13 protein-coding genes are annotated in these 12,011 nt (G+C 56.4%); 7 read left to right on the top strand and 6 right to left on the bottom strand.

The features are described from left to right. Positions 1-93: 93 nt before the first annotated feature. From BUB78_RS19280 to BUB78_RS19250, 5 genes are all read right to left on the bottom strand, one after another. Complete coding sequence (locus tag BUB78_RS19280; protein WP_073200958.1) at positions 94-537, bottom strand: hypothetical protein; 444 nt, start codon at positions 535-537, stop codon at positions 94-96. 46 nt (positions 538-583) lie between these two features. Continuing rightward, positions 584-1,183 (bottom strand): hypothetical protein, encoded by a 600-nt coding sequence (locus BUB78_RS20810; protein ID WP_170865118.1) that lies wholly within the window; start codon positions 1,181-1,183, stop codon positions 584-586. Positions 1,184-1,770: 587 nt separating this feature from the next. Further along, entirely contained in the window at positions 1,771-3,030 is a 1,260-nt protein-coding gene (locus BUB78_RS19260) for a TRAP transporter large permease (protein WP_073200951.1), read from the bottom strand. 5 nt (positions 3,031-3,035) lie between these two features. After that, positions 3,036-3,488 carry a TRAP transporter small permease gene (locus BUB78_RS19255; RefSeq protein WP_139279409.1) on the bottom strand — a complete coding sequence of 151 codons (453 nt, stop codon included), beginning with the start codon at positions 3,486-3,488 and terminating at the stop codon, positions 3,036-3,038. Between the two features lie 22 nt (positions 3,489-3,510). Further along, positions 3,511-4,575, bottom strand: a complete 1,065-nt coding sequence (locus BUB78_RS19250; protein WP_170865117.1) for a TRAP transporter substrate-binding protein — start codon at positions 4,573-4,575, stop codon at positions 3,511-3,513. A 265-nt stretch (positions 4,576-4,840) separates the two neighbouring features. Here BUB78_RS19250 and BUB78_RS19245 point away from each other — a divergent pair, with 265 nt between their 5' ends. From BUB78_RS19245 to BUB78_RS19205, 7 genes are all read left to right on the top strand, one after another. Then, positions 4,841-5,305 (top strand): nuclear transport factor 2 family protein, encoded by a 465-nt coding sequence (locus tag BUB78_RS19245; protein WP_139279408.1) that lies wholly within the window; start codon positions 4,841-4,843, stop codon positions 5,303-5,305. 11 nt (positions 5,306-5,316) lie between these two features. Next, entirely contained in the window at positions 5,317-5,943 is a 627-nt protein-coding gene (locus BUB78_RS19240) for a pyridoxamine 5'-phosphate oxidase family protein (protein ID WP_073200942.1), read from the top strand. A gap of 100 nt (positions 5,944-6,043) precedes the next feature. After that, positions 6,044-7,021, top strand: coding sequence for an AraC family transcriptional regulator (locus tag BUB78_RS19235; RefSeq protein ID WP_245813595.1), 978 nt, complete (start codon positions 6,044-6,046; stop codon positions 7,019-7,021). A 506-nt stretch (positions 7,022-7,527) separates the two neighbouring features. Further along, positions 7,528-8,394 (top strand): cysteine hydrolase family protein, encoded by an 867-nt coding sequence (locus BUB78_RS19225; RefSeq protein WP_084732970.1) that lies wholly within the window; start codon positions 7,528-7,530, stop codon positions 8,392-8,394. 136 nt (positions 8,395-8,530) lie between these two features. Continuing rightward, positions 8,531-9,016 carry a YHS domain-containing (seleno)protein gene (locus BUB78_RS19220; protein ID WP_073200938.1) on the top strand — a complete coding sequence of 162 codons (486 nt, stop codon included), beginning with the start codon at positions 8,531-8,533 and terminating at the stop codon, positions 9,014-9,016. 106 nt (positions 9,017-9,122) lie between these two features. Next, the gene (locus tag BUB78_RS21325) at positions 9,123-10,397 is read left to right on the top strand and encodes an NAD(P)H-dependent oxidoreductase (RefSeq protein WP_245813594.1); all 1,275 of its coding nucleotides are present in this window, start codon (positions 9,123-9,125) and stop codon (positions 10,395-10,397) included. 343 nt (positions 10,398-10,740) lie between these two features. Continuing rightward, positions 10,741-11,196 carry a hypothetical protein gene (locus BUB78_RS19205; protein WP_073200937.1) on the top strand — a complete coding sequence of 152 codons (456 nt, stop codon included), beginning with the start codon at positions 10,741-10,743 and terminating at the stop codon, positions 11,194-11,196. Positions 11,197-11,363: 167 nt separating this feature from the next. On the opposite strand, the gene BUB78_RS19200 is transcribed toward BUB78_RS19205, so the two are convergent. Next, on the bottom strand, positions 11,364-11,897 hold the full coding sequence (locus BUB78_RS19200; RefSeq protein WP_425442213.1) for a transposase: 534 nt from the start codon (positions 11,895-11,897) through the stop codon (positions 11,364-11,366). Between the last annotated feature and the right edge of the window lie 114 nt (positions 11,898-12,011).

Below are 12,011 nucleotides of genomic sequence, written 5' to 3'. Positions count from 1 at the left end.
TCAGGCGAATGGTTCTTTCGTTTCTTCATTGCGGATCACTTCTTTCTTCATGCGATCCATCTTAACGACTGGCCCAAATTTCCGCGACCACCTCTAACTGACGGTTGTGGCCTTAGCCGCGGTAATAATAAGTATACCATTCACAGTTTGATAAGCCGCATACGCACCTGTCGTAGAGGAGCCTAGGACAACGCCGAGGAAGCTGCCTGCTGCTGCTCCCGCAGTCGCAACCACACCCGTCGCGATGGAAGTTGCGGTACCCGATACTATTAAAACGCCTGCGACGGCACCTGCGCTAAGTGTGACTCCCGCCGCAGCTACCGCTGCTCCTGCAAGCTTAGCTCCAATGACAGCATCTTTGTGATCAAGGATGCCATCACCATTTAGATCGAAACTCGACTTGGACGGCGTCATCTTGGCCGAGACACCTTTAGCGGCATCTAATATATCATTGTGATCTATTTTCCCGTCCCCGTTCACGTCGAACATTTCTTTTCGCGGCACTATAGACTGAACGGCTTTCTTAATAAATTTCATGAAGTCGACTCCATGTTAAATGGCGATTAATGATGCTGATCATACTTCATTCCAGCCTGAAAACCGTGAAAAAGTAAGCATCTATACAAAGAATTCTTAACGGAGATGTATAGATGTTTACCACCTTCACGCTGCTGTTTGCAGCTGGGGTCGGCCTTCGGCTGGCCTCATCCTTGGCACTGAGAAAGCGCCTCAACCTCCACCTAGCTCTACCCCAGGCCCTAGCCGTCTTGTTGGTCATACTCGCCTGCTTGCCCGCCTGGATAACGCCGGTGGCTCTTCCGGTGCCGCTGAGCTTCGTCCTCGGAGCAGTCCTTCCTGACCTTATCATCAGGAGGGCATAGTCATGGCACAGGCCCCCTTCAACCAAGACAATCTGGCTCCCGGTGATCGTGTGATTATCCGGGCCTTCGACGATATCCCAGAGCACATCTTTCAGGTCGACGAGGTCCATGAGGATTGCGTCTGCGGCCAAGCCCTGACGGGGCCATTCGCTGGCGCATACGGCGAGCCTGACCTGGATCTGATCCTTCGGGTCATCGACTAAACCAACCCCCATCACATCATCAAAAGCTAAGAAAGGAGAGGACCTATGTCTTCTGCTACAATTCGCTATGCCTATGGCCGAAGCATCAGAAGCGGTCATGGGGAGAGCCTTGCCGACAGCCATTAACCTCCCCGACATGCCAGAATATGCTGACGTGACGGATGAGCAGCTACAGGAGCACATCGAGAACAGGAAGGGGATCAGGTGCCAAGGGTATGTGGATCGGATGTTGGCTTATGAGGCCCGGACTGGACGAAATATCTGCCCCATCTGAGGGGGAAATACCTCTTGGGTTGTAAGAGGTTGTGATCTAATGCAAATCTTGGAAAGATGTACGGGTACGAAAAGGGCGGATTGCAGACCTTCGCTGCACTCTGTTTGAAGGGCTGCAACGCGGACAAAGCGTGATTTCGCTGTAGGCGCAAATATGGCCGCTTTGCTGCTCATATCGGACCTTAACTCCGGGTCGAGCACTAGTCGTATAAATTGCGTAATTCTTTTGGCGACCTGCGGTGGAAAGTGTATTTTCCAAACTGAAGCGGGTTCCGGGAACCGAACTTGATCCGAACCGGTCAACACGGGTGCCAATCCACGGCACTCGGAATGTATTGGGCGTTCTTGAAGGCGGTGGCCATGCTCCGGGCCGAGCATGTGCCAAAACACAAGGCACCTCAGCGGCTTGTTTGCTATTCAATGAGCACCAGCGAAAGCCACGGCACGAATGTCACAACCATCAAGACAACCAGCATCAATAGGACAAATGGCAAAACAGACATCGCAATACTTGAAACACGCTCTCCGAATGACCGGGACGCGATCAGCAGGTTCAGTCCAACAGGAGGGGTCAGCAAGCCAATCTCCAGATTGACGACCATGATGATGCCAAGGTGAACAGGGTTCACGCCGACCGCCGTGCCCACGGCCAGCATTACCGGGGCCAACAGCAAGATCGCGGATACCACATCGATCAGGCACCCGGTGATCAAGAGCGCGAGGTTAAGGGCCAAAAGAATCGCGACCTTGCTTTCGAAGATATTCTGGACCCAATCGGCAAAGGCGTCCGGCAGTCCTTCACTCGCGAGGAACGACTTCAGCATCAGGGCGACGGCCACAATCGGCATCAGTGTTCCCAACATGACCACACTGGATTTCATGATCTCAAACAATCCAGCAAGCCCGAAAGATCGGTAGATCAGCACTTCTACCGCTGCGGTATAGACCACTGCAACTGCGGCCGCTTGAATAGGAGAGAACACACCTGAATATATTCCGCCCAACAGAAGTACCGGGGCCAAAATAGCGAAAAATCCGTTATGAAAAGACGTAATCAGCCGTCGGGAGGAGAACGTACCCCGCGCCATTTCCCTGTTTGTGACGACGCTGTAAACGGCGAAAATGAGCGCTAGTAGTATTCCAGGCAATACGCCCGCAAGAAAAAGATCAGCAACGCTTGTATCGGTTACCAGTCCATAGAGGATGAGGGGGATCGACGGCGGTATCAATATGCCAAGAGTTCCGGCGGACGTCACCGACCCGATCGCAAATCGGCTGCTGTATCCCGCATCTTTGAGGGCCGGGTACATAACCGACCCAATCGCAATCAGTGTCGCGGCTGAAGATCCCGAGATCGCCGAGAAACAAGCGCAGGCGAGGATGGTGGCAACACCCAATCCTCCGGGCATCCAGTCCGTCGCAGACTTGAAGACCTCGACCAGATGGCCGGCAATGGACCCGCGCGCGATGAGATTTCCGACGACCAGGTACATCGGGATCGCCAAAAGCGCATGGTTGTCCATCGCTGTCCAAAGATCCTCGACAACATAAAGAACGGTTCCGTTGCCATAAACGACCTGAACATAGGCTGCTGAAACAAGCAGGATGAGAACCATGTTCTGGCGCAGCGCCAGAAGAGTAAACACGATGAGAAACAGCAGCAGCAGATTCATGAGACTCAGCCAGACAAGGCTTCCTTGGTCTTTGGCGAGACAGCAAAAACAGCGTGTTTCAAGGCGCACGACGCCAGAACGTAAGGCACGACAATCTGAACTAGCCAAAGGGGTGCATTGAGTACCGGTACGCGGTCCGCGTAGACATAGGACTGAATGACGAATTCGACCGCAAAGACTGCGAATACCCCGAACAGGGCGGCTGAAATCGCATCTCCAACTTTGTCGACCAAGACGTGCGGGATGATGTTGTCCGCGAATGTTGGCCTGAAATGCACGCCAGAGCCTGTGGCAAGCGTCAACCCAAGCATGCAGGCCACGATGCCGGACAAAACCTCCATTTGCGGCGACCCTCGCACCACGGTCGAAAACACATCGACCGCGATAATATCCACTACGAGAACCAGGACAAGCGTCGAACAGGCCAATACTGCCAGGCTCGCCTCAAGCCGGGTCAAGACCCTCAAGAGCCGCTGAGAACTAGTCATCACAAGCTGCCTTGGCCGCCTCTATTCGGGCCAAAAACTGCACCGCACTCTCACCGAGCGATGCCGCAAATTCATCCTGAATTCCCTTCGCGGTGGTTCGCCATGCGCTTTTTTCACCCTCTGACAACTGCCTGACGGTAACGCCTGCGTCTGGCAGATGGCTTAGCATCTTTTCTTCTGTGTCCAAAATGTTAGCCGAAAGGCGAGGGCCGGAAGATGTCACGATCTCAAGCCATTTCTGCTCCTGTGGGCTCAGGCGATCATAAGTCAATTTGGAGACAGCGATCGTACCGATCAAGCGGGTGTGGTTGCTGATCGTCAGATGCGGAGCAATCTTGTGGATGCCGATGCCGACACCAAATGCAGCAGGTAAAAAAGCTGCATCCACACTTCCGGTCTGTAAGGACAGGATCGTGTCCGAAATACCTAACGGCACCCCAACCGCTCCCAGTCTACGGGAAAACAGCATATCGACCGATGTTTCGGATATTCGGACTTTTTTGCCTTCAAGATCTGACGGAGCAGCGATCGGATCTCTCGAAAACACAATGACATTGCCAACTTCAAGCCAGCCCAAAGGCACCAACTGCGCGGCTTCCATCGAGTGTTCGAGGATCGAACCCAGGTGATTGACTGCAACGCAGGATCCTTGCGCGGTCGTGTCAAAGAGGAAGGGAGACGAAACAAGGTCGATCTCCTGCTCGATGAGCGAAAGGTAGACATTGCTGATCATGATCATGTCCAGCCGCCCCTTCATGCTTTGCCGAAGGAGTGTCTTTTCCCTGCCCAATGCAGCGTCGCCGATGACCCGGATGCGCAAAGCCCCATCCGAGGCTTTCTCGACCTCGTCGGCGACGTCCTGCACCCACACACCCCAGGGCGAAGCGCTGGGGGCCGCAGTCCCGAGCCGAAGTTCGGTTTGCGCCTGCACCGCCCCGCTCAGGAGGATCGCAGTCACGATGGATACTGGAGCGACCAGTTGCACCGCCCTTGCCCACGCAAGAATGGACAAGACGCAAGCGTTCAGTCTGAAAAAGCCAAGAATGAATGTTCTCATCTGATGAGCCTCGCACCGCTTATGGCAGGGTAGCATACACATAGAAAAATTGCACCGGGGATGGCAGGTTTGGTCAAAGACTTGGCAGGACGTGCCAATACCCAACCGGTTCCCGACCTTACATTCAGCATCATAACGCACTTCGAAACCCACCAGCGTTTGTCTGGTTGTCAGAGACCCTCCCCGCCTGACACGCCGGACGCCCCGGTCGCTTTGCCCCCCCAGCGACCGGGGCCATTTTGCAGTCTTGATGAAGGATGAGAGCATGACACGCCCGCCACTGCCGCCCTTTGACGAACCCTTGGCCTCCCAAAAAGTTCGGTTGGCCGAAGACGGATGGAACAGCCGCAATCCCGAAAAGGTTGCCGCCGCCTACACACCAGACTGCCAATGGCGCAACCGGGCCGAGATATTTCAGGGACGCGACAAGATCGTGGAATTCCTGACCCGCAAGTGGGCGCGCGAGTTGGATTACCGGTTGATCAAGGAACTCTGGGCATTTCACGGCAACCGGATCGCGGTGCGTTTTGCCTACGAGTACCACGACGACAGCGGCACCTGGTTTCGCGCCTACGGCAACGAGAACTGGGAGTTTGCCGAGGACGGTTTGATGCAACGACGCATCGCGTCGATCAACGAACACCCGATCACCGAAAGCCGACGCTTGCTCAGGTGGACCTTTCCGGCCCGTCCGGATGATCATCCCGGCCTGACCGAGCTCAATTTGTGAGAGGGAAGACGATGCCGAATGCTTATGCCAACATTGGATTTACGCCCCATGTGCGTGAAGAACAAAAACGTTTCGGATCTGCCGGGGCCTACGCACGGGTCTTATCGCCAGATCGTCAAGACGGCGGCGAACTGACCGCCCGCGAGGCCGAATTCCTGACCGAACGAGACGGCATCTATCAGGCGACGGTTTCCGAATCGGGCTGGCCTTACGTCCAGTTCAGGGGTGGTGCCCCCGGATTTATCAAAGTCATCGACCAAAGGACGATCGGGTATGCAGATTTTCGAGGCAACCAGCAATATATTAGCGTGGGAAACCTGCGCCATGATGACCGTGTGTCGATCATCGCGCTGGATTACCCGCGCCGGAAACGCCTGAAGCTCTGGGGCCACGCGCAGATCTTGGAAGATCGCGATGTCATCAGTCTTCTGCATGATGGAACAGGTCCCAGGGTGGAGCGTGGCATCGTGATCCGTGTTGCGGCCTTTGACTGGAACTGTCCGCAGCATATTCCTATCCGCCTCACCGATGCCGAACGGGACAACGAAATCACGCAATTGCTCTCACGCATCAAGAAGATGGAAAGTCGATTGAATGAAACCGCCGCAGACACACAGGAAGCGGGGCTCCCGGAATAGACGCTCAATCCAACGCGCTCTTGAATTGGGTGGTTCAGCGGATCATGTTGGTATATCGTTCTGGGCCATGCCAAGCGTGACAAATGCATTTGCGCGCACGATGGCCAAAGCGGCCGGGATGACGCTGACAGACGACGGTGCGTTGATCTCCGACGGTGCCGTTGTGCATCGTATCCGGCCCCTCGAAAGCGGCAGGCTCCAGGACACCGACTATTTCAACCTGACCGAATGGATCCGCACCAATCACCCAGACGAAATTGCGCTCATCAGGGCCTATGCAGAGCTGATTCAGACCGACGACCTTGGCGTGCTCGGTCTGGCCATCAAGACGGCTCCGACCCTGCGCGCATCGCTGCAACGGGTCGAGCGCTATTACCGGCTGGTCACCGACACGGCGGTTTTCCATCTGGACGAGACAGGCGACCCCGCTTTTCTCGCTATCAAGGGTCAAACTGCGGAGCATCCCGTTCTGGCCTTCCGTAATGAGATCGCAATGGCCGGATTTGCTGTAAACATGAAGCGGATCGTAGGGGGTGAGCTCACCTTCGAATTTGTCTCTTTTCGCCATGCCTGCCGAAGCGATGCGGATCGCTATGCCGAGCATTTCGGCTGTCCGGTCAGGTTCGACGCTGATCGTGACGCAATCGCCTTCGATCCTGCCACGCTCTCTCTGCCGAACCGCCTGGGCGACCCGGCGGTCTCGGATTTCCTGACAGCACATCTGGAGACCGAAATCAGCTCGTTCGCGGACACGCCTTCGCTTGCAAACACGCTGGTCCGCCGCCTGACCCCCGCGCTCAGCAACGGGTTGCCGCAGGCAGCACAGATCGCGCGGGATATAGGGCTGAGCGAACGCACGCTCTATCGCCGCCTTGCCGATGAGGGGCTGACCTTTCGCGATGTGCTGGGACAGGCGCAATCCTCGCTCGCGCAGGAACTGCTGCGCGACAGCGACGCCTCGATTGCCGAGATCGCCTTTCTGACCGGCTTTTCCGAACAAAGCACCTTTAGCCGCGCTTTCAAGCGTTGGGTTGGACAAGCCCCGGCACAGTTCAGACAGCACTCCTTTAAAGCCTGATCAACACCTGACAAACCGTGGCAGGTTCGGCCATGACCTTGGCAGGCACGGCCAATACCTGCAGCGGTTTGGTGACTAACTTCTTTCCTGACATCAACGGAGAGTGCTGGCGTTACGTCCACCGGACAGTCGGCATTTCCCCCAACAGGAAAGGCGTTTCGCATGAACATTGGCACAACTACAGCTCACAGACAGGCGTCGCATCAAGACACTGTCAGTCCCCTCAGGCTCCGCAGAACCTGGGCGTTCAAACTCGGCGATATGACGCGCCTGATCATAACGGCCATCGTCGCAGCCCTCACGGCCGGCTTGCTGTTGCTGCCGGTCACGATGCCCGGAACTGCACTTCACTCAGCGCGTGCAGATTTGCCCGCACTGGAGGTCCCGACGACCTTGGTCAAAGGCCCTGCGTCATTCCGGGCCTGAGGGCTCACCTATCCAATTAACCATCCCATCGGCGCGCCAAGACAGGCGTTCCGCCAACACCCAAGCAAAGGAGCTTTGCCATGAAAAATCACAATCACCCCCACACGGACGCCTGCGGTTGCGATGTGACCCCCGAACGGGTCGACATGGCGCGCCGTCGCCTGATGGCCGGCGCTGCCGGTGCGGCCGCTGCTGGTGCTGCGGCCATCACCGGCACAACCGCCACAGCCGCCACCGATGAGGCGCGCGTGTATTACGCAGACCCCGAAACCCCCGGCCTGCCGCAGATCGACATGGACATCGTCCCCGGTCGCACCGCCCTTGTGGTAACAGACCCCCAGATCGACTTCCTGTCCGAGGACGGCGTGACCTGGGGTGTTGTCGGCGAAAGCGTGACCGAACAGGGCACTGTGGACAACATCGAAAAGCTGTTCATCGCCGCCAAGGCGGCCGGCATGCCGGTGTTCATCTCGCCGCACTACTACTACCCGCACGACCACGACTGGCAGTTCGAGGGAACGCTGGAAGCGACCATGCACGCCATCGGCATGTTCGACCGCCTCGGCCCGCTCAACCTCGACAACTTCGAAGGCTCCGGCGCCGACTGGATGCCGCAGTACAAGAAGTACATCGAAGACGGCAAAACCGTCGTCTGCTCGCCGCACAAGGTTTACAGCCCGGCGCAGAACGACCTGAACCTGCAGATGCGCAAACGCGGGATCGACAAGGTGATCCTTGCGGGCATGTCCGCCAACTTGTGCACCCAGGCACATCTCTATGAGCTGCTTGAACTGGGCTACGAAGTCGCGGTGGTCCGTGACGCGACGGCTGGCGCCAAAGTGCCCGAAGGCGACGGATACCTCGCTGCCATCATCAATTTTCGCATGGTCGCCAATGGCGTCTGGTGGACGGATGAGGCCGTCGAGCGGATCAGCAACTCGGCCTGACGCCGCATTCTCCGGAGGAAACCGCAATGAGCTTCGGACGCATTTTTCCCGGTGTAGCGACCGCATGGTCGCTGCTCCTCACCCCGGCTGTTCCACGGCTGGAAACCACCCCCCTAGAAACCCGAAAGGAAAAACTATGACCTCCAAACAGATACTCCCCACCATGGCGACCGCGTTGTCGCTTTTGCTTGCCACCGCGGCATTTGCCGCTGACGAATACAATGTCGCCAACGGTCTGACACTGAACGGCAATCCGCTGGGCATGCATGGCAATGACCCTGTCTCCATGTCCCAGGGCGCAAACCCGGCGCAGGGAGATGCGGCCTTCACCTCCTCGCACGACGGCATCGACTACTACTTCACCTCAGCCGAAGCGAAGGCCATGTTTGACACCGATCCATTGGCCTATCTGCCGCAATTCGGAGGCTTCTGTGCCTTTGGCGTCTATGTCGGCAAGAAGCTGGATGGTGATGTGCGTTATGCGGATATTGTCGAGGGGAAGCTTTATCTCTTCGTCAACGCCGCGATCCTGGCGAAGTACCTCGAAGATCCGGAGGCGGTTATCGCGGGCGCCAACGCCAAATGGCAAGGTATTGTGAATACGCCTGTGCGCGATCTCTGATCCAGGCAACCAGAAAAATTTGGCGGCTCGCGCTAATGCCCGGGTCGCCCGCCTCTATCATAGCAACCGGCGCGAGAAACGTCGCCGACACCCACAGGAGAAGCCCATGACGACCCTGCTTCGCATTGACGCCAGCGCTCAACAGCAAGACCGTTCCCTGACGCGCATGCTGACAAAGCTGTTCACGACTGAATTATTGCAGACCAATCCGGACACGAAGGTGATTACCCGCGATATCGGGAAAGAACCGGTTCCGGCGATTGATCACCGCTTTATCCACGCAGCCTTTACCCCGCCCGAAGAACGCGAAGACTGGATGACCGACCGGCTGGCACTTTCCGATGCGCTGATCGACGAGGTTGTGGCTGCAGATATCATCGTGCTGGGTACTCCGATGTACAATTACGGCGTGCCCGCCGCGTTGAAAGGCTGGATTGACCACATTGCACGGATCGGCCGGACCTTCTCTTTTGATCTGGCGCGTGGCGATTACCCGATCGAACCGATCCTGAAGAATAAGAAGCTGGTCGTGTTGTCGTCGCGTGGCGAGTTCGGATTTGATCCCGGCGGGCCGCGGGCGCACATGAACGCACTGGACCCCGCAATTGCCGCCTGCGCTCACTACTTCGGCGTGGACACCGCGAACATCCAGACGGTTGCCATCGAATATCAGGAGTTCAAGGACGCACGGCATGACCGTTCGGTCATCGCAGCGAAAGAGGCGACGCGCGCACTGGCACAGCAGTTTGGCAGGCCTGCCAAACAACCAATTTCTCACCTTACTGACCAATCCAAAAACAAGGACAAGACAATGAAAGAATTTGCTACGCACACGATGGAGTCCGCTCCCGCAGACGCGAAACCGATCCTCCAGGCCGCCCTGAAAGGGTACGGCTTTGTGCCCAACCTCTACGCCACCATGGCGGAAGCACCGACCATCCTTGAGGGCTACACCACGCTATCCGCCATTTTCGGCAAGACGGATCTGTCAGAAACCGAGCGTCAGATCATCCTGATGACCAACAACCGGCTGAACGGCTGCAAATACTGCATGGCCGCACATACAACACTATCGCAAATGGGTGGTGTACCCGAGGATGTCATCACTTCGCTGCGCAATGATACCCCCATCGCCGACGGCAAGCTGGAAGCTCTACGCCAGTTCGCAATTGTAGTCAACAAAAGCCGTGGGTGGCCCACGGACGCGCAGATCGAACATTTTCTGCAGGCCGGGTACACCCGGCAAACCATGCTTGAGGTTATTCTTGGCACGGCGCTGAAGACCCTGTCGAACTACACCAACCATATTGCTGAAACAGAACTCGACTCAGCTTTCGCGGCGAATGCAAGGACGTCGTCTAATGGGCTGGCTGCGGAATAGCTTTCCGCGACGAACCATTTGCACTCCAAATGTACCGGGGCAACGGCACCGACACACTGTTGCTGTTGCCCCAAATTTCGACGAGACTGGAAAAAAATGCCTTTTGAATGACGGTTTCGCACTATTTTCGGACCTTCGTGAATGTTGCAGCATTAGGCAGTTTGGGCTCGGAGCCGCCGTTCGCTGCTCAAGGCAGGGATGACGGCTCTGCGGGGCGAAGCCGACATGCGCAGCAAGTGTCATTGATCTATCGCCTTCGTGCAAGCCATTGATTTATATCAACGCCAACCGCGCCTAGGGTAGATATTTAGGCTGTGTGAAAACAACGTTCGCCGGGGGCAAGATGACGACTCAAGCTGCAAGCCATGAAGCTCATCGTAATATCTTTAAGTTCATTCCGGTCGCAATGGGAAGCCTTTTGGTCGCCGCTTTGTATATGATGTTAACGCTTTCTGCCGCGGCCCAGACTCTCCAAGAGCAACTTGAGGAAATCGAAAAGGTTTTACCGGGAAACTCATACACTAAGCTTTCTCCCGCGCTCGCGGTACAATCTTGGGAATTGGCAGCAACCGTGGCCCATATTCAGAAGCCCGCGTCCTGCAAAACTGCCAAACTTATCGATACCAAGGTCACAAAAGTCGTGGAGAATGTGATTTTCACATCGAAGAGGAGGCTGAAGCAAGGCCGCTGGTCAGAGGTTTGGACCTTTGATAAATGCGGGAAAAAGGTCAGGGTGCGGGGGGACTTCCAAGCTGATGGAAGAGGCACAGCCGACGGAGAATTTCATCTTGCCCAATGACGTTGAGGCGGCGACGATCGGTCCATTCCGTGTAAATTCCGCCGGAGCCAGCTGTATCGGATGAGGTCCGCTTCGGGCTGATTCCGTTGAAAAAGTCGTTGTATATGGCGCTCGTGCTTTGGCTATCGGATTGATTTGAAGAGGCAATCCACCGCCAGCCTGCCTGGTTATCCGGCGAAGGGCACCATCGGCTTGAGTTTGGCTGGTTTGCGGAGGTTTTGGGCGGTGGCAGCGAGGGTAAACTCGTCTTGAACGCCGCATGGTCCCCGCAATCGGAGCCGTCCCATTCCAAGAATGCGTTTGAGATGGGCAAAAAGCATCTCGACTTTTTTTCGTCTCGCTTGAGCCTTGGGATTGAAGTCTGAGGCGGTGCATTGGCGGGCAAAGTCTCTGACGATCTCGTATTTATCGCGATGGACCGAACGCGTTTCAGCGTTGGGGCAACACTTTGCCTTCAGCTTGCATCCTGTGCAGTCTGATTTCAGTGCCCGATAGTTTCTGGATTTCCAAACTGGCGCATTCCGTTTTGGATCAGAATAGGTCCGCCATGTATGCCGCATCTCTTTGCCGCCCGGGCAGATGTACCGGTCGTTCTCATCATCCCATGTGAAGTCGGAGCGCGAGAAGGTTCCGTCGGTCCGTTCACCCTTGTCGAAGACCGGGATGAAGGGGAGGATTTGGCGCTTTAATGTCAGCCACACAAGAGTGTCGGAACACCCGTATGCCGTATCCGCCGCCACCTAGTCTGGCTTGATGCCGAACCGTTCTTCGGTCCGGTCGAGCATCTTGCGCATCGCGCCGACCTCAGCGGTCTT

It is taken from the genome of Roseovarius marisflavi (assembly GCF_900142625.1).
Taxonomy (GTDB): Bacteria; Pseudomonadota; Alphaproteobacteria; order Rhodobacterales; family Rhodobacteraceae; genus Roseovarius; species Roseovarius marisflavi.
The sequence above is the reverse complement of the archived record's forward strand: the minus strand, read 5'-3'. Positions and strand labels throughout refer to the sequence as shown.